At 65.4% G+C, this 16,334-nt stretch carries 17 protein-coding genes; 13 read left to right on the top strand and 4 right to left on the bottom strand.

All coding sequences use genetic code 11. The annotated features are described in order from the left end of the window. The first annotated feature begins 63 nt into the window (after nucleotides 1–63). The 4 genes from QOL68_RS03190 (at nucleotide 64) to QOL68_RS03175 (ending at nucleotide 3,173) form a co-directional block, all read left to right on the top strand. Nucleotides 64–1,464, top strand: coding sequence for a S41 family peptidase (locus QOL68_RS03190; protein WP_058454478.1), 1,401 nt, complete (start codon nucleotides 64–66; stop codon nucleotides 1,462–1,464). A gap of 19 nt (nucleotides 1,465–1,483) precedes the next feature. Beyond that, entirely contained in the window at nucleotides 1,484–1,966 is a 483-nt protein-coding gene (locus tag QOL68_RS03185; RefSeq protein WP_282946887.1) for a disulfide bond formation protein B, read from the top strand. Then, nucleotides 1,963–2,481 (top strand): demethoxyubiquinone hydroxylase family protein, encoded by a 519-nt coding sequence (locus tag QOL68_RS03180; RefSeq protein WP_282946885.1) that lies wholly within the window; start codon nucleotides 1,963–1,965, stop codon nucleotides 2,479–2,481. The genes QOL68_RS03185 and QOL68_RS03180 overlap by 4 nt, the downstream gene beginning before the upstream one ends. Nucleotides 2,482–2,564: 83 nt before the next feature. Continuing rightward, on the top strand, nucleotides 2,565–3,173 hold the full coding sequence (locus QOL68_RS03175) for a hypothetical protein (protein WP_282946883.1): 609 nt from the start codon (nucleotides 2,565–2,567) through the stop codon (nucleotides 3,171–3,173). Nucleotides 3,174–3,177: 4 nt separating this feature from the next. On the opposite strand, the gene QOL68_RS03170 is transcribed toward QOL68_RS03175, so the two are convergent. Both QOL68_RS03170 and QOL68_RS03165 read right to left on the bottom strand, forming a co-directional pair. Further along, nucleotides 3,178–4,440 (bottom strand): SulP family inorganic anion transporter, encoded by a 1,263-nt coding sequence (locus QOL68_RS03170; RefSeq protein WP_282946881.1) that lies wholly within the window; start codon nucleotides 4,438–4,440, stop codon nucleotides 3,178–3,180. A 70-nt stretch (nucleotides 4,441–4,510) separates the two neighbouring features. Further along, on the bottom strand, nucleotides 4,511–6,445 hold the full coding sequence (locus tag QOL68_RS03165) for a S9 family peptidase (RefSeq protein ID WP_282946879.1): 1,935 nt from the start codon (nucleotides 6,443–6,445) through the stop codon (nucleotides 4,511–4,513). 302 nt (nucleotides 6,446–6,747) lie between these two features. On the opposite strand from QOL68_RS03165, the gene QOL68_RS03160 reads away from it, so the two are divergent. From QOL68_RS03160 to QOL68_RS03145, 4 genes are all read left to right on the top strand, one after another. After that, a complete protein-coding gene (locus QOL68_RS03160) occupies nucleotides 6,748–7,146 on the top strand; it encodes a hypothetical protein (RefSeq protein ID WP_058454483.1) in 399 nt (132 codons plus the stop codon). A 52-nt stretch (nucleotides 7,147–7,198) separates the two neighbouring features. Further along, entirely contained in the window at nucleotides 7,199–8,542 is a 1,344-nt protein-coding gene (locus tag QOL68_RS03155) for a TldD/PmbA family protein (protein WP_282946877.1), read from the top strand. Nucleotides 8,543–8,552: 10 nt separating this feature from the next. Further along, nucleotides 8,553–9,344 carry an inositol monophosphatase family protein gene (locus tag QOL68_RS03150; protein WP_058454485.1) on the top strand — a complete coding sequence of 264 codons (792 nt, stop codon included), beginning with the start codon at nucleotides 8,553–8,555 and terminating at the stop codon, nucleotides 9,342–9,344. Between the two features lie 90 nt (nucleotides 9,345–9,434). Then, nucleotides 9,435–9,848, top strand: a complete 414-nt coding sequence (locus QOL68_RS03145; RefSeq protein WP_282946874.1) for a hypothetical protein — start codon at nucleotides 9,435–9,437, stop codon at nucleotides 9,846–9,848. Here QOL68_RS03145 and QOL68_RS03140 read toward each other — a convergent pair. Next, on the bottom strand, nucleotides 9,833–10,351 hold the full coding sequence (locus tag QOL68_RS03140) for a TetR/AcrR family transcriptional regulator (RefSeq protein WP_282946872.1): 519 nt from the start codon (nucleotides 10,349–10,351) through the stop codon (nucleotides 9,833–9,835). The two genes, QOL68_RS03145 and QOL68_RS03140, sit on opposite strands and share 16 nt — an antisense overlap. A gap of 212 nt (nucleotides 10,352–10,563) precedes the next feature. Between QOL68_RS03140 and rpsM the strand changes: the two genes are divergently transcribed. The 4 genes from rpsM to rplQ all read left to right on the top strand — a co-directional run bounded on the left by rpsM (nucleotide 10,564) and on the right by rplQ (nucleotide 13,088). Beyond that, nucleotides 10,564–10,932, top strand: coding sequence for a 30S ribosomal protein S13 (gene rpsM, locus QOL68_RS03135; protein WP_058454488.1), 369 nt, complete (start codon nucleotides 10,564–10,566; stop codon nucleotides 10,930–10,932). A 78-nt stretch (nucleotides 10,933–11,010) separates the two neighbouring features. Further along, nucleotides 11,011–11,400: a 30S ribosomal protein S11 gene (rpsK, locus tag QOL68_RS03130; RefSeq protein WP_003040416.1), complete on the top strand. Its 390-nt coding sequence runs from the start codon at nucleotides 11,011–11,013 to the stop codon at nucleotides 11,398–11,400. A 101-nt stretch (nucleotides 11,401–11,501) separates the two neighbouring features. Continuing rightward, on the top strand, nucleotides 11,502–12,560 hold the full coding sequence (locus QOL68_RS03125) for a DNA-directed RNA polymerase subunit alpha (protein ID WP_058454489.1): 1,059 nt from the start codon (nucleotides 11,502–11,504) through the stop codon (nucleotides 12,558–12,560). A gap of 108 nt (nucleotides 12,561–12,668) precedes the next feature. Continuing rightward, nucleotides 12,669–13,088: a 50S ribosomal protein L17 gene (rplQ, locus tag QOL68_RS03120; protein ID WP_058454490.1), complete on the top strand. Its 420-nt coding sequence runs from the start codon at nucleotides 12,669–12,671 to the stop codon at nucleotides 13,086–13,088. 109 nt (nucleotides 13,089–13,197) lie between these two features. On the opposite strand, the gene QOL68_RS03115 is transcribed toward rplQ, so the two are convergent. Next, entirely contained in the window at nucleotides 13,198–13,854 is a 657-nt protein-coding gene (locus QOL68_RS03115; protein WP_282946849.1) for a PEPxxWA-CTERM sorting domain-containing protein, read from the bottom strand. A gap of 314 nt (nucleotides 13,855–14,168) precedes the next feature. Here QOL68_RS03115 and QOL68_RS03110 point away from each other — a divergent pair, with 314 nt between their 5' ends. After that, nucleotides 14,169–16,328: a prolyl oligopeptidase family serine peptidase gene (locus tag QOL68_RS03110; RefSeq protein ID WP_282946848.1), complete on the top strand. Its 2,160-nt coding sequence runs from the start codon at nucleotides 14,169–14,171 to the stop codon at nucleotides 16,326–16,328. Nucleotides 16,329–16,334 lie beyond the last annotated feature (6 nt).

Here is a 16,334-nt window from a genome sequence, read left to right as displayed (position 1 = left end):
ATAGGACGATGGACGGCCGGGATTTATAAGGCGAGGTGCTTCCTCGCGGATTGAAAGACGACCATGACCGAATCGACCAAGACCCAAGCCTCCCCCAAGCGCCGCTTCGCGCTGTGGCAGGGCGCCGCTGCCTTCTCGACCCTCGCGCTCGTCCCGCTCGCGACCGGGGCGATGGCGACGGTGGATGCGTCGACGCAGGAAGAAATCTCGCGCTTCATGGACGTCTTTCTCGAGGTCAAATCCAACTATGTCGAACCCGTCAGCGACGACAAGCTGATCGAGGGCGCGATCAACGGGATGCTCGCCAGCCTCGACCCGCATTCGGGATATCTCGACGCGCGCGACTATTCGAACCTGCGCACGCAGACCGACGGCGAATATGGCGGGCTCGGCCTGTCGGTCACCATGGAGGACGGCGTCGTCAAGGTGATCGCCCCGACCGCCGACACGCCCGCCGAACGCGCGGGCATCAAGGCCGGCGATTATATCACCCACATCAACAAGGAACTGATTTTCGGGCTCACGCTCGACGAGGCGGTCGAGCAGATGCGCGGGCGTCCGGGCACGAAGATCGACATTACCGTCGTGCGCGAAGGCCAGGACAAGCCGATCGAAATGTCGCTGACGCGCGAAATCATCGACGTGAAGCCGGTGAAGTGGGAAGTGAAGGATGACGTCGGCGTGCTGACGATCACCAGCTTCTCCGCCGACGCGACCCGCGACCTCAAATCGGCCATGGTCTCGGTCGAAAAATCGCTGGGCCGCAAACCGCGCGGCTGGGTGCTCGATCTCCGGTCGAACCCTGGCGGGCTGCTCGACGAAGCAGTCGGCGTCAGCGACCTGTTCCTCGACCGCGGCGAGATCGTGTCGCAGCGCGGGCGCAAGAAGGGCGACATCGAACGCTATTTCGCCGAAACGGGCGACATGACCGGCGGCGCGCCGGTGATCGTGCTGATCGACGCCGGCTCGGCCTCGGCCTCCGAAATCGTGGCAGGCGCGCTCCAGGACCAGCATCGCGCGGTCATCATGGGCGAACGCAGCTTCGGCAAGGGATCGGTGCAGACGGTGCTGCCGCTGACCGACACGACCGCGCTTCGTCTCACCACCGCACGCTATTACACCCCGTCGGGCCGCAGCGTACAGGAAGGCGGGATCGAGCCCGACATCCGTGTGCCGCAGCTTTCGGACCCCGATTACAAGAACCGTCCACGCTTCCGCGAGAGCGACCTTCGCCGCCACCTGATCAACGAGAAGAAGGTCGACAACAGCCTGCTCGAAAAGGACGAGAAGGACGACCCGCGCTTCACCGCGAGCGCCACCGACCTGAAGGCGAAGGGTATCGACGATTATCAGCTTTACTATGCGCTGCAGACAATCGGGCGGATCGGCCCGAACGCGCCGCGTATGGCGCAGGGCGGCAAGCCGCCGGTAAAGCCGGCCGCCAAGCCGACCGCGCGCAACTGACAGTTTTCGAGGGGTCGCAATGTTGAAATCGCGTCTCGCCGCGCCGTTCGTCGCGCTCGCCGCGCCGTTGCTCCTGTATGGCGGTGCGCTCGTCTCGCAGTTCGGCTTCGGCCTTCATCCGTGCGAGATGTGCTATTGGCAGCGCTGGCCGCACCAGGCGGCCATCATACTCGCGCTGCTCGCGCTGCTGCTGCGCAGGAATGACGGTGCGATGCGCACGCTGACTCTGCTCGCCGCGATCGCGATTGCGATCAGCGGCGCGATCGGCGTCTTCCATGCCGGGGTCGAATATGGCCTTTGGCAGGGACTGACGACGTGCAGCACCGGCGTCACCGGCCCGATCACGCTCGACGATATCATGGCCGCCCCGATCACGCGCTGCGACGTCCCGCAATGGACCCTCGCCGGCATTTCGCTCGCGGGTTTCAACGCGATATTCTCGGCTGCCGCCGCCGCGCTCGTCTTGACCTTGCTCCGCCGCGGGCGCACATCGGCAGCATGAGCAAGCCGACGAAAAACGCATCGATGATCCGCGTCGATCAGGCGGGCGAATATGGCGCGACGCGCATCTACGCCGGCCAGCTCGCGGTGATGGGAGACCGTCACCCGATGGCGCGCGAAATCGCGCATATGGCCGAACAGGAAGAGCGGCATCGCAAATTCTTCGACGCGATGGTCGCGCGGCGTGGCGTGCGCCCGACCGCCCTGCAGCCGGTGTGGAACGTCGCGGGCTTCGCGCTCGGCGCGGTCACTGCCGCGATGGGTCCGCGCGCTGCGATGGCGTGTACTGCCGCGGTCGAGACCGAGATCGACCGCCATTATCGGCACCAGCTGGACGAGCTCGGCGATAGCGACCCCGAACTCAGTGCCGCGGTCGAGGATTTCCGCGCCGAGGAACTGGAGCATAAGGAAACGGCGCTCGCGGCCGGTGCCGAAAGCGCGCCCGGCTATCCGCTGCTCAGCCTCGCAATCCGCGCCGGTTGCCGCGCAGCCATCGCGCTGTCGAAGCGTATCTGATAGAATTCGAACAATCCTGCCCGTTCAGCACGGATGCAGGCTTATGGTGCCAAGCCCGCCAAAACAGGATGAAGGATAAACTGATGACCCGCCTGCCGCTCGCCGCGCTCTTTCTTGCCAGCAGCTTCGCCGCGCTTCCTGCCGCCGCGCAGGACGCCGACACGACCAATGCCGAAAAGATCAACCAGGTCATCGTGTACGGTCAGGACAAGTGCGAGTCATCGAGCCCCGACGAGATCGTCGTCTGCAACCGCCTGCCCGAACAGGACCGTTATCGTGTGCCGCAGATCTTCCGCGGCGGCGACCCGCTCGACCCGCGCAACCAGGCGTGGCTCAATCGCGTGACCTCGATGGAACGCGTCGGCCGGTTCGGCACCGACAGCTGCTCGCCCGTCGGGCTCGGCGGCTTTACCGGCTGCACCCAGCAACTCGTCGCGGGCGCCAAGGCCGAGCAGAGGGCGGCGGACAAGACCGACTGGCAGACGATGATCGCCGACGAGCGCGCCAAGCGCCTCGCAGGCATCGACGCGGCGGCGGCCGAGGTCGAGGCGGCGGTAACCGCCGAGGAGAAGGCGCTCGCCGAACGGCAGAAGGCGGCGGCAGAACTCGAGCGTCAGGCGAGCGGTCAGGCCCCTGCCCCGGCTACGCCCGATGTCGACGCGGGCGAGCTGCCGGTTCCGCCGAAGAATTGACCGGTCAGCGGCCGCGCGGCGTCCAGGGCGCCGACGCGCGCCCTTTCCCCCAGCGCAGCAACAACCCGAGCGCGACCCCGACGCCGATCGCGATCGTGAGGTCCGCGAAGACGGTCAGCAGCAGGGTCAACACGAGCAGCAGCAGGTCTTCTTTCGGGAGCGCCAGATGCTCGCGCCATTTCTCGGGCTCGGCCATGTTGAGCGCGGTGACGAGCAACACAGCCGCAAGCGCGGGCAGCGCCAGCGCGCCCGCCAGCTTCCCGGCAACGAGCACCACAGCCAGGATCACCAGCGCATGGACCATACCCGCGACCGGCGTCCGCCCGCCTGCCCGGACGTTGGTCGCGGTGCGCGCGATCGCGCCGGTCACCGGCAGCCCGCCGAACAGCGGCGTGACGATATTGGCATAGCCCTGCGCCAGCAGCTCGGCACTCGGCCGGTGATGGCCGCCGAACATACGGTCGGCGACGATCGCCGAGAGCAGGGACTCAACGCCGGCGAGAAAGGCGATGGTGAAGGCCGAGGGCAGCAGCACGACGATGCGATCTGTCGTCACCTGCGGCCAGTGCGGCGCCGGCAGGCCGGTCGGCAAACTGCCGAAGCGCGATCCGACGGTATCGACGGGAAGATGCAACCATAACACCGCGAGCGACGCGAACCCGACCGCGATCACCAGCACCGGCCAGCGTGGGCGCCAGCGGCGCAGCAGCAGGATAGCGGCGATCGTCGCGGCGGTGATGCCGAGCGCCGCGGGACTCAGGGTCGCACGCGCCGCCCACAGCGCCTCCAGCTTCGGGATCATGTCGGCCGGAACCTTGCCCGCCGACAGGCCAAGCGCATCCTGAAACTGGCTGACCGCGATGATCGCCGCAATCCCGATGGTAAAGCCGTCGATCACCGGCTCGGGGACCAGCGCGATCAGCCGGCCGGCGCGAAAGAAGCCCGCGATCACCAGGATGATCCCGGCCATGATCGTCGCGACGATCAGCCCGTCCATGCCGTGACTTTGGATCACGCCATAGACGACGACGATGAAGGCGCCGGTCGGCCCGCCGATCTGGACCCTGCTGCCGCTGGTCGCGGAGATGATGAAGCCACCGATAATCGCGGTGACGAGTCCGACGAAGGGCGTGCTGCCCGACGCGATGGCGATCGCGATGCACAGCGGCAGGGCGACGAGCGCGACGCTGATCCCGGCCAGAGCGTCGGCGCGAAACAGCGGCCAGCTGTAGTCGCGCATCGTATCCAGCAGCTTGGGCCGGCGCATCGCATCTCCTTCGGCTGAAATCCGCCGAAAGCGCTAATCGCCGGCCCCGCGCCGGGTCAAGGCATCACCGTCAATCGAGCAGATATTTCTGCCAGAAGATCAGCGACGTCCAGAATTGATAATCGGCATTTTCCTTCTTCGCGAAGCCATGCCCCTCGTTGGTGCCGACGAGGTGCCACGCCGTGCCGCCCTTGGCGCGCACTGCCGCGACGATCTGATCGGCCTCCGACGCCGGCACGCGCGGGTCGTTCGCGCCCGTGACGACGAACATCGGCTTGCTGATCTCCGAAACGCGGGTCAGCGGCGAGATTTCCATCAGTTTCTTGCGCTGCGCAGGCACGCGCTCGTCGCCATATTCGACGCGGCGCAGGTCGCGGCGATATTCCTGCGTATTCTCGAGGAAGGTCACGAAACTGGAGATCGCGACGACGCACAGGTTCGCGCGCAGCTTGTCGGCAAAATGGGTCGCGGCGGCATAGCACATATACCCCCCATAGCTGCCGCCGGTCAGGCCGAAACGGCTCGCATCGAGCCCCCTGTCCTTCGCGAGGCTGTCGAGAAAGGCGCCCATGTCCTTGACGCTGTCCTCGCGTTTGAACGGACCGTTGTCGAGCCCGACGAAGGTCTTGCCGTAGCCGGTCGAACCGCGAACATTGGGATAGAAGAGCGCCACCCCCATTTCGTTGAGCAGATAATTGTTGCGGCCTATGAAGCCCGGACGCGACTGGCTTTCAGGGCCGCCGTGGACGCTCATGATCAGCGGACGCTTGCCGGGGAATTTCGCGGGGTCGGGACGGTAGAGGAAACCCGACACTTCCAGCCCGTCGAAGCTCTTTACCTTGACCAGCTCGGGTTCGACATTCCGCGTGACGTCGAGCCCGCCGGTCTCGCTCTGCGTCCAGCGCGTGACCTTCAGCGTCTTCGGGTCGACGCTATACGCATCGGTCGCGCTGCGCGCCGAGGTGAAGCTGAAACCAACCTCGCCCCATGGCGCGATGCTCACCCCGCCGATGACACCCGCCGGCAGGTCCACCGTGCGCACCGCTCCGCTCTTCGGATCGAGCAGCCGCAGCTTCGACATGCCCGCTTCGTTGACGACATAGGCGATGAAACTGCCGTCGTCGGCGATGTTGAAGCTGGTGACGTCCCATTTTTCGGCGGGGCCCTTCGCGGTGAACTTGCCGCTTGCCGGGTCCAGCGTACCGAGCCGCTGGAAATCCGACCCTTCATCGCTCGTCAGCCAGATCGTGCCGTCGGGTGCAAATTCGGCACCGCGCTGCGCTATCGCCTTCTTGTGATCGCCGATCGGCGTAAGCGCACCGCTGGCAAGATCAAGACGGAACAGGTCGGCCTGCTCGACAGACACATATTGCGACACGATCGCCCAGCGCATGTCGGGAGAAAAGTCATTGACCGCCCAGCCGCCGCCCTCGACCTGCGCAATCATCCTGTTCGACGCGCGATCGCGCGGATCGATGAGGTAGATGTCGCTGTCGCGACCGTTGCGACGCGTCGACGTGTAGGCGAGTGTCGTGCCATCCCTGCTCCAGGCATTATATCCGTTGCGGCTCTTGCCGTCGGTCAGCAGTTCGAGCCGACCGTCCTTCAGCGCATAAATCTGGAAAAATTCGTTCCCGCCGACATCCTTCTGGACCAGCATGATGTGGGCGCTTTTCGGCGACCAGGCGCCGACGCCGACCGGCTCGGCCTCGAACGTCAGTTGCTGGCGCGCGCCCATCGGCGCCGCCACGCGGTGGATCTGCGCAGTGTTGCCGAAACGCGTCGCGATCAGCATCGACCGATCGACCTCGTTCCAGCCGACGAAGCTGGCGCTGCGATTTTCCATATAGGGCTGCGTCGCCGCGGTGATATCGGCCGGAACCTCCGGGATCCCGTCGGCGATCAGCGCCGCGGGCTTGGGTTCGATTCCCGGCCGGTCGCCCTCCGCGGCGAGGGCCGGTGCGAGCGGAAGAGCGAGGGCGGCCAGAATGGCGAGATGACGCATGCTATTTCCCCAATTGCTTCGTGCGAGTGGATGAAACTTAGACGGCACGACCCCGGCCTCTGGATGCAGGGCTTCGACCAACGGCGCTCCACGCTCGACCGTCTGCAACCCGCCGAGGGCAAAAATCGGGCCAATTATCACCGTTTTTGCAGCGATTTGGGCGCCCCGGCGCGATTTCGTTGCGAATCCGGGACGAATCGAATGCATTTTTTAACGAATCGCGCGCAGAGTGTCTTGACTTGGGAATTTTTGGGGCAAATCGTGCGGTTTCTGGGAATCGCCGGCCGGGGAGGCTGAAAAACATGGCATCGACGTTCGGACCGCGCCTCTGGCGCCGATCGACTGCAAGCGTACCGCCGGCACGCAGCCTTGGCCGCCGCATGACCGTTCACGCCGCCGCCGCCCTCATCGCCTTCGCCGCGCTTCAGGTCTGGCTCGTCGCCAGCGCCGTTTCGGCCGGCGCCCCTTCGGCGCTCATCATCGTTGCGCTGATCATGCTCGTCGCGCTCGCGCTGCCGATCGCGCGGATGACCGAACGGCGCTGGTATCATCTCAGCCGCCAGGCCCTCGCGAGCCGCGGACTTCATCAGCGCTTTCGCCGCGATACGCGTCGGCTTTGGGCGGCTGCACTCATCCTGCCCTTTCTCTGGGTCAGCGGAGCGATGGCGGCGACCGACGCTATCGCTGCGATCGCGCGCTAAATCATCGACTTTAATTTTTGACGCTGACCCGCGCGCCGTATAGGGCGCGCGGATGCTGACCGTTGCCGAAGCCCTAGACCGCGCGCAGATGCTGTGCGACGCCGCGACCAAAGCCGGCGCCGACGCCGCCGACGCGCTCTATTATTGCAATGCCGCGACCTCGGTCTCGATGCGCCTCGGCGCATTGGAGGATGTCGAACGCTCCGAAGGACAGGATATCAGCCTGCGGGTCTTCGTCGGGCAGCGGAGCGCCAGCGTCTCGACCGCCGACATGGACGCGGGCGAACTCGCCAAGCTCGTCGAGCGCTGTGTCGCGATGGCGCGCGAGGCACCCGAAGATCCCTATGCCGGTCTCGCCCCGCAGGACTTGCTGTTCAAGGGGCCCGTCCCCGATCTCGATCTCGACGACGGCAGCGAACCCGACCCGCAGGCGCTGCGCGAAGCCGCGCTCGCGGTCGAGGAAGCCGCGCGCGCGATCACCGGCGTGACCAACAGCGAGGGCGGCAGTGCGAGCCACAGCCGCACGCGCTTCGCGCTCGCCACGAGCCACGGCTTTGCCGGCGGCTATGGGTCAAGCGGCCATAGCGTGTCGGCGAGCGTGATCGCCGGCGAGGGCGCTTCGATGCAGCGCGACTATGGCTGGCACAGCGCGCACCACCTTGCCGACCTTGAAAGCACCGCCGAGATCGGCGCGCGCGCCGGGACGCGCGCGGTCGCCCGCCTCAATCCCGGCAAGGCGCCGGTCGGCAAACTCCCCGTCATCATCGATCCGCGCGTCGGCGGCAGCATCGTCGGCCATCTGCTCGGCGCGATCGCGGGTCCGTCGATCGCGCGCGGCACCAGCTTCCTGCTCGGCAAGGAGGAGCAGGCGCTCTTCGACAGCAACATCCTGATCCGCGACGAGCCGCACCGTCCACGCGGCCTGCGCAGTCGGGCGTTCGACGGCGAAGGTCTGCCGACCGCAGCGCGGGACATCGTGTCCGGCGGCAGGATCACCGGCTGGCTGCTCGATACCGCTTCGGCGAAGCAGCTCGGCCTTTCGCCCACCGGCCACGCCAGCCGCGGCGGCGGTGCATCGGGGGTGAGCGCGAGCAACCTCCACCTCGCCGCGGGCAGCCCGAGCCCCGAGGCGCTGATGGCCGACATCAAGGAAGGCATCTACGTCACCGAACTCATCGGCCAGGGCGTCAATCCCGTCACCGGCGATTACAGCCGCGGCGCTTCGGGCTTCGTGATCCGCGACGGCGCAATCGCCGGTCCGATCGCCGAATTCACCATCGCGGGCAATCTGGTCGACATGTTCGCCGCGCTGGTCCCTGCGAACGACCTCGAATTCCGGCATGCCACCAATGTGCCGACGCTGCGCATCGACGGCATGACCGTCGCCAGCAGCTGAGCCGCCGCCGATGCCGGGTCGCAACCTCGAAGCCGTGATCGCCGCGACGCGCGAGGTCGGCGATATGGCGATGGCGCGCTGGCGCGGCGAGGGCAAGGCGGTCAACGTCTGGAACAAGTCGCACGACAATCCGGTCAGCGACGTCGACCTGGCCGTCGATGCGCGGCTGAAGGCCGTGCTCGGCGCGATGGTCCCCGAGGCTGGCTGGCTCTCCGAAGAGACCGCCGACAATGAGGACCGCCTCTCGTGCCGCGCCATGTGGTGCGTCGACCCGATCGACGGCACGCGCGATTTCATCCGCGGCCGCCCCGGCTGGTGCGTGTCGGTCGCGCTGGTGATCGACGGCCAACCCGAGCTCGGCGTGCTCTATGCCCCCGCGCTCGACGAGCTGTGGGTCGCGCAAAAGGGCAAGGGTGCGACCTTGAACGGCGAAACGTTGCGCGCCAGCCGCCGGATGATCTTCGATGGATCGCGCGTCCCCGCCGACAGCCTGCCGAAGATCGACCGCGACCTGATCATGGTGACGAAGCCGAACAGCATCGCGCTGCGCATGGCGCTCGTCGCCGACGACCGCGCCGACCTGGTCGCGACGCTGCGCTGGGGGTTCGAGTGGGACGTCGCCGCTGCGGCGCTGATTGCGACCGAAGCCGGGGCCGTCGTCACCGACGCCTTCGGCGAACCGCTGGTCTTCAATACGCCGCGCGCGCAAGCCTTCGGTGTCATCGCCTGCTCCCCCGGGATCCACCGGGCGGTCGTCAGCCGGCTACACGACCGCGCCGCCATGATCGCCTACAACGCCTGACGCAACGGCGCCGATAAGGCGGCCTGTTGTAGCATGTGCTACATCGTGCTATTCGCCTCTGTAGCACATGCTACACAAAGGAGCTCTACCATGGCAGCACAGGAGCGGCACCTTCCCTTCACCACGCGCCAACTGGCGATCATCGTCGGGATGGGGGTCGTCGTCTGGTTCGTCGGGGCATTGGTCTGCCGCTGGATCGGCGATTCCGGCTGGTACGCCGGCACGGCGCGCTGGATCGTCTATGCGGCGTTGATACCGGGAACCTTGCCCGTGCTGCTGCTGTTAAGGGCGCTAGCGGGACTGCGCAGCGACCAGATGGCTCTGGCAAGCGCGATCGCCACGGCTGCGGCCATCACGCTCGACAGTGTCGCGATGGTCCTGGTGCCGGAGCTTTACGCGGCGAATAGCAACAATCTGGCGTCGGCGGGCGCGTCGATCCTGTGGGGCGGGGCGGTCGCAATCTTCCTCGGCTGCTGGCTGAACCGCGTTCAGCCGAGCGCCTGATCGACCACGCTCGCCATTCCCAGACTGTCGAGAAGGACCAGGCCTTCGATTTCCGCCAGCAATCGCGCGGCGGCGGCCGGGCCAGCATCGGGAAGCAGATGGGCCTCGATCCACGCGATAAGGCCGCCGCCGATCGCTGCGCCGACGCACCGCGCCAGCGCGTCGCCCGCAGCGCCCCGGGCGGCAAGTTCCAGCCACAGACGCATGAAAGGGGCCGCAACCGGCTCGCGAAGCATCGGGACGATCCGCGCGCGCAGGTCCTCCGCTCCCAGAGGCTGGGCCGGGGCGGCCGCGTCGAGCAGCGCCGTCATCCGCCCCGCCGCGCGATCGAGCACGGCAGCAAGCAGCGCGCCCTTGTCGGGATAGTAATAAAGGAGCATCCGATCGCTGGTTCCGGCCGCGCGGGCCAGCGCGCGCAGGCTCGACCCCGCAATGCCATGCGCCAGCACATGATCGGCGAGCGGGTCGAGCCAGATGGCAGGGCGGTCTGCGGCCTCGGTCACGCCTGCGCTGTGGCACGAATGGCGGAGCGGTGCAAATGGCCGCACTTCCCTTGACTTTCTGCCCGACTCGCCTTACCTGCGCACCATTCCGACAGCCTGACCGGACGGCGAAACGCTCCAAGCGTGTTCGTGGTCCGTTTTTTGCGTTGGAAATCAGACGCTTTGAGATGGGGTCGTTGCCAGCGACCCTGTGGAGCAGGAGAAAGTTACCAATGGCACGTATCGCGGGCGTCAACCTGCCCACCAACAAGCGCGTCATCATCGCGCTCACCTACATCCACGGCATCGGTCGCAAGACCGCCGTCGACATCGCCGACAAGCTGGGCATCGACCACAGCCGCCGCGTCCAGGACCTCAGCGACGCCGAGATCCTGCAGATCCGCGAAACGCTCGACGCCGACCACACGGTCGAGGGTGACCTTCGCCGCAACACGGCGATGAACATCAAGCGCCTGATGGACCTCGCCTGCTATCGCGGCCTGCGTCATCGCAAGGGCCTTCCCGTCCGCGGCCAGCGCACGCACACCAATGCGCGCACCCGCAAGGGCAAGGCGAAGCCGATCGCCGGCAAGAAGAAGTAAGCCGGTTTTTCGCGCCGGCGGCCGCCTTCACCGGCTTGTGCCCCGGCCCGCTTTACGGATTTAGGTTAGGATTTCATCATGGCTCGTGAACCGCAGCGCCTTCGTCGGCGCGAACGCAAGAATATCTCGTCGGGTGTGGCCCACGTCAACGCGACCTTCAACAATACGATGATCACCATCACCGACGCGCAGGGCAATGCGATTGCCTGGTCGAGCGCCGGCATGATGGGCTTCAAGGGCAGCCGCAAGTCGACCCCGTACGCCGCGCAGGTGTGCGCCGAAGACGCGGGCAAGAAGGCCGCCGAACATGGCGTCCGTACCCTCGAGGTCGAGGTCAAGGGCCCCGGCGCGGGCCGCGAATCGGCTCTCCGCGCCCTGCAGGCCGTCGGGTTCCACATCACGTCGATCCGCGACGTGACGCCGATCCCGCACAATGGCGTCCGCCCGGCCAAGCGCCGCCGCGTCTGACACCTTTTTCCGGAACGGCGGCTTCGGCCGCCGTGCCGCCGCAATATCTCCGCGGGACCGCTGCCGACCCCAGCCGTCCCGCCCATAGCGAAGGGAAGTCCATGACTGTCAATATCCGGAACTGGCAGGAATTGAAGAAGCCCAGCAACCTGGAAATCAAGGCCGGCGGCGACGGCAAGCGCAAGGCGACCTTCGTCGCCGAGCCGCTTGAGCGCGGTTTCGGCCTGACGCTGGGCAACGCGCTGCGCCGCGTGCTGCTGTCGTCGCTCCAGGGTGCGGCCATTACGTCGATCAAGATCGAGAATGTTCTGCACGAATTCTCGAGCCTTGCCGGCGTGCGTGAGGATGTCACCGACATCGTCCTCAATGTGAAGCAGATCGCCCTCAAGATGGAAGGCGAAGGCCCGAAGCGGCTGCAGCTTTCGGCGACCGGTCCCGCGACCGTCAAGGCGGGCGACATCATGGTGTCGGGTGACATCAAGGTGATGAACCCGAACCATGTCATCTGCCACCTCGACGACGGCGCGACGCTGAACATGGAACTCGTCGCCGACACCGGCAAGGGTTACGTCCCGGCGACCGCGAACCGCCCGGCCGACGCGCCGATCGGCCTGATCCCGGTCGACTCGCTCTACTCGCCCGTCCGCCAGGTCGCCTACAAGGTCGACAATGCGCGTATCGGCCAGGAGCTGGACTTCGACAAGCTGAGCCTGACCGTCGAAACCGACGGCACGGTCACCCCGGAAGACGCCGTCGCTTATGCGGCGCGCATCCTCCAGGACCAGCTGCAGGTCTTCGTCCACTTCGAAGAAGCGATGAACGACAGCGGCCTGATCGGCATGGCGGCCCCCTCGGCCGCGACCGAGGAATCGGACGTCAACCAGCTCAACCGCTTCCTTCTCAAGAAGGTCGACGAGCTCGAGCTGTCGGTCCGTTCGGCGAACTGCCTCAAGAACGACAACATCATCTACATCGGTGATCTCGTTCAGAAGACCGAAGCCGAAATGCTCCGCACGCCGAACTTCGGCCGGAAGTCCTTGAACGAAATCAAGGAAGTGCTGTCGTCGATGGGTCTGCGCCTCGGCATGGACATCCCCGGCTGGCCGCCGGAGAATATCGAGGAAATGGCGAAGAAGCTCGAACAGGAGCTTCTCGGCTGATCTTGCGGCCCGGCGAAAGCCGGGTCCCACAACGGGAATGGGTCGGCCCGATAATCGACCTGGTCTGGGCTACCTCACACGGGCCCTTAACGAACGAAGGAAGAAATCATGCGTCATAAATCGGGTGGCCGGAAGCTTCAGCGCACCGGCGCGCATCGCATCGCGATGTTCCGCAACATGTCGGCCTCGCTCATCAAGCACGAGCAGATCACGACGACCGTCGCCAAGGCGAAGGAACTGCGTCCCTATGTCGAAAAGCTGGTCACGCTCGCGAAGCGCGGCGGCCTTGCCAACCGCCGTCTCGCCAAGAGCCGCCTGATGGACGACACGCAGCTCGCGAAGCTGTTCGATGTCCTCGCCGAGCGCTACAAGGACCGCAACGGCGGCTATACCCGCATCATCAAGGCCGGCATCCGCGCCTCGGACGCCGCACCGATCGCGATCATCGAATTCGTCGACCGCGACGTCGATGCCAAGGGTCAGGATTCGGGTCCGGTGCTGACCGAGGACGAATTCGAAGACGCGTAAGCCGCGGCTTCCAGCGACAAAAGATCAAGGGCGGCGTCCGCAGGGACTGCCGCCCTTTTTCATGTTCGATAATGCGGAGGCTCGCCCGGCCGGTCGCCGAACCGAAGTCTCAGCCATAGGAAACGGAAAGCTTCCCCTTGCGGCGCTGCGCGCGCATCGCGCCGCCGACAGCGGCAAAGCCGAACAGGAACATCGCCCAGGTCGCGGGCTCGGGCACCGCCGAGGTGACGACGGCCTTGATGATCAGATCGTCATAATCGTTGTCGGCGCCCTGAATCTGGTCGTCATAACCGAAATAGAAGGTCGAAACGGAACTGCCGCTCTTCTGCATTTTGGTCAGGAAGATGCCGAAGCCGTCGTCCCCGACCGTCGCGGGCTTCCCGCCGACGCTCGAGAAATTCAGGCGGCCGGCGAGACTGCCGGCATTGAACGCGCCACTGCCGATCGAAACCGGCGCGCCGAAGTTATTCTGGAAGGGCGTGTTCTCGCTCTTGATCAGATTAGGGGTCGAAATCGTCGCGAAACTGTCGTTGAAGCCGCTTTCCGAACCAAGCAGATAGAAGGTGATGATCGAATTTTCGGTGAGGACCAGCGAAACGTCGTCCGACGAATATTTCGTGAGGCCCAGCGCGTTCAGCTGCGACTTGAAATCATTGCTGCTCGAAATCGTCTCCTTATCGTCGAAGGTGATCGTCACGGCGGCCTGCGCCGCGACCGGAAGCGCGGATGCAAGGAGCAGGGCCATAGCAGCAAGCTGTTTTTTCATGTCTTTTCCCCACGCCCGGCGCGCTCTTCATTCGGTTCGTCACGCCCGGCGACTCGGATGTTTAGCATTTCGGAAACCATGAAAGTAGGGCACCGGGGAAGATGTGCCGAAGTGGTACATGCTGATTTGCGGCGATCTTTTTGCAGATGATCGCCGCCCGCGCCCGGTCGTCGGGCCCTGCAGCGGCCCCGCCGACTGGCCGCTCAAAATATGGCCGGCACTCCAAGCCGACGCCCAAATCCGCTTGCCCGGCCTCTTTCTATCCTTACATAATGGCGCACGATTGTTGCTCCGACGATGAGGATCGCCTTGCCATGCCCCGTAAAGACATGCGCGCGCCGCTTGCGCTGGTCGCGCTGATGATGACGCCCGCCGCTGCGCCGACCGCTGCAAACGCTACCGATTCCGCCGCGGCCCCTGCCCCGGCGCTCGCCTATCCGGCGACCGAACGCGGCTCGACGGTCGATCGGCAATTCGGCATCGACGTCGCCGACCCCTATCGCTGGCTGGAGGACGATGTTCGCGTCAATCCGAAGGTCGCGGCGTGGGTTGCCGAGCAAAACAAGGTCACCGACGCCTATCTTGCGACCCTTCCCGGCCGCGAAGCTTTCCGCAAGCGGATGACCGAACTCTATAATTACGAACGCTTTGGCCTGCCGACGAAGGCGGGGACGCACTATTTCTACACGCGCAACGACGGGCTGCAGCCACAGTCGGTGCTCTACGTCCGCGACGGACTGAAGGGCGAGGGCCGCGTGTTGATCGACCCCAACGCTTGGGCAAAGGACGGCGCGACCGCGCTCGGCGAATGGAACCCCTCGGAAGACGGCAAATATCTGCTCTATTCGGTGCAGGACGGCGGCACCGACTGGCGCATCGTCCGCGTCAAGGACGTCGCGACGGGACAAGACACCAGCGACGAGATCCGCTGGGTCAAATTCTCGGCGCTCGACTGGGCGAAGGACGGCAGCGGCTTTTACTATTCGCGTTTCCCCGAGCCGAAGGAAGGCCAGGCCTTCCAGTCGCTCAACGAAAATCACGCGGTCTATTTCCACAAGCTCGGCACGCCGCAGAGCGAGGACGTGCTGATCCACGCCACCCCCGACGAGCCGAAGCTCAACCACAGCGCGGTCGTCACCGACGACGGGAAATATGTCCTTGTTGTCTCGTCCAAGGGGACCGACGAACGCTATGGCCTGACACTGCATCCTGCGAAGGGCGGCGCGGCGATTCCGCTCGTCGACGACTATGCAAACAATTGGGAATATGTCACCAACGCGGGCACGCGCTTCACCTTCCTGACCAACAAGGGGGCGCCCCGCGCGCGCCTCGTGTCGCTCGACATCCGCAAGCCCGGCGAAATCACCGAACTGGTCCCGGAGAGCCAGTCGACACTCGTCGGCGCCTCGCGCGTCGGCAACCGCATCATCCTGTCCTATCTCGGCGACGCCAAGTCGCAGGCGGTGATGATCGGGCTCGACGGCAAGCCGATTTCAGCAATCCGTCTGGCCGATATCGGGTCGGCGAAGGGCTTTGGCGGCAATCCGAGGGACGCGGAAACCTTTTACGAATTTTCGAGCTACGCGACGCCGACGACGATCTTCCGCCTCGATACGGTGACCGGCAAGAGCGAGGTGTTCGCCGCGCCCAAGCTGACCTTCGACCCCAAGCAATTTTCGGTCGAACAGCGCTTCTACAAGTCGAAGGACGGCACGCAGATCCCGATGTTCGTCGTGATGAAAAAGGGGCTCGACCGCAGCAAGGGATCGCCCACCCTCCTCTACGGCTATGGCGGGTTCAACGTGTCGCAGGTGCCGGGCTTCTCGCCCACCAAGCTGGCGTGGATGGACAAGGGCGGCGTGTTCGCGGTCGCTAACCTGCGCGGCGGCGGCGAATATGGGAAGGCGTGGCACGATGCCGGCCGGCTCGACAAGAAACAGAATGTGTTCGACGACTTCATTGCCGCGGGCGAATATCTGATCGCAGAGGGGATCGCAGGCAAGGGTCAGCTCGTCATCGAGGGCGGGTCGAACGGCGGCCTGCTTGTCGGCGCAGTGACGAACCAGCGCCCCGATCTGTTCGCTGCGGCGCTGCCCGCGGTCGGCGTGATGGACATGCTGCGCTTCGACCGTTTCACCGCCGGCCGCTATTGGACCGACGACTATGGCTATCCGTCGAAGGAAGCCGATTTCCGGAACCTCCTTGGCTATTCGCCCTATCACAATATCAAGGGCGGCGCGGCCTATCCGGCGATTCTCGTCACCACGGCCGACACTGACGACCGCGTCGTTCCGGGGCACAGCTTCAAATATACCGCCGAACTGCAGCATGAGGATATCGGCCCCAAGCCGCACCTGATCCGCGTCGAAACGCGCGCGGGTCACGGGTCGGGCAAGCCGGTCGACAAGATCATCGCCGAGGCGGCGGACAAATACGCCTTTGCCGCCAAATGGACCGGACTGAAGGTCGAATAGGGAGCC

Source organism: Sphingopyxis sp. Geo25 (assembly GCF_949769135.1).
GTDB lineage: Bacteria > Pseudomonadota > Alphaproteobacteria > Sphingomonadales > Sphingomonadaceae > Sphingopyxis.
This window is presented reverse-complemented; position numbering and strand designations above follow the sequence as displayed.

Excerpts from the sequence above, each read along its gene's own strand:
- QOL68_RS03190 (WP_058454478.1), top strand. The coding sequence starts at position 64 with ATGACCGAATCGACCAAGACCCAAGCCTCCCCCAAGCGCCGCTTCGCG.
- QOL68_RS03185 (WP_282946887.1), top strand. The coding sequence starts at position 1,484 with ATGTTGAAATCGCGTCTCGCCGCGCCGTTCGTCGCGCTCGCCGCGCCG.
- QOL68_RS03180 (WP_282946885.1), top strand. The coding sequence starts at position 1,963 with ATGAGCAAGCCGACGAAAAACGCATCGATGATCCGCGTCGATCAGGCG.
- QOL68_RS03175 (WP_282946883.1), top strand. The coding sequence starts at position 2,565 with ATGACCCGCCTGCCGCTCGCCGCGCTCTTTCTTGCCAGCAGCTTCGCC.
- QOL68_RS03170 (WP_282946881.1), bottom strand. The coding sequence starts at position 4,440 with ATGCGCCGGCCCAAGCTGCTGGATACGATGCGCGACTACAGCTGGCCG.
- QOL68_RS03165 (WP_282946879.1), bottom strand. The coding sequence starts at position 6,445 with ATGCGTCATCTCGCCATTCTGGCCGCCCTCGCTCTTCCGCTCGCACCG.
- QOL68_RS03160 (WP_058454483.1), top strand. The coding sequence starts at position 6,748 with ATGGCATCGACGTTCGGACCGCGCCTCTGGCGCCGATCGACTGCAAGC.
- QOL68_RS03155 (WP_282946877.1), top strand. The coding sequence starts at position 7,199 with ATGCTGACCGTTGCCGAAGCCCTAGACCGCGCGCAGATGCTGTGCGAC.
- QOL68_RS03150 (WP_058454485.1), top strand. The coding sequence starts at position 8,553 with ATGCCGGGTCGCAACCTCGAAGCCGTGATCGCCGCGACGCGCGAGGTC.
- QOL68_RS03145 (WP_282946874.1), top strand. The coding sequence starts at position 9,435 with ATGGCAGCACAGGAGCGGCACCTTCCCTTCACCACGCGCCAACTGGCG.
- rpsM (WP_058454488.1), top strand. The coding sequence starts at position 10,564 with ATGGCACGTATCGCGGGCGTCAACCTGCCCACCAACAAGCGCGTCATC.
- rpsK (WP_003040416.1), top strand. The coding sequence starts at position 11,011 with ATGGCTCGTGAACCGCAGCGCCTTCGTCGGCGCGAACGCAAGAATATC.
- QOL68_RS03125 (WP_058454489.1), top strand. The coding sequence starts at position 11,502 with ATGACTGTCAATATCCGGAACTGGCAGGAATTGAAGAAGCCCAGCAAC.
- rplQ (WP_058454490.1), top strand. The coding sequence starts at position 12,669 with ATGCGTCATAAATCGGGTGGCCGGAAGCTTCAGCGCACCGGCGCGCAT.
- QOL68_RS03115 (WP_282946849.1), bottom strand. The coding sequence starts at position 13,854 with ATGAAAAAACAGCTTGCTGCTATGGCCCTGCTCCTTGCATCCGCGCTT.
- QOL68_RS03110 (WP_282946848.1), top strand. The coding sequence starts at position 14,169 with ATGCCCCGTAAAGACATGCGCGCGCCGCTTGCGCTGGTCGCGCTGATG.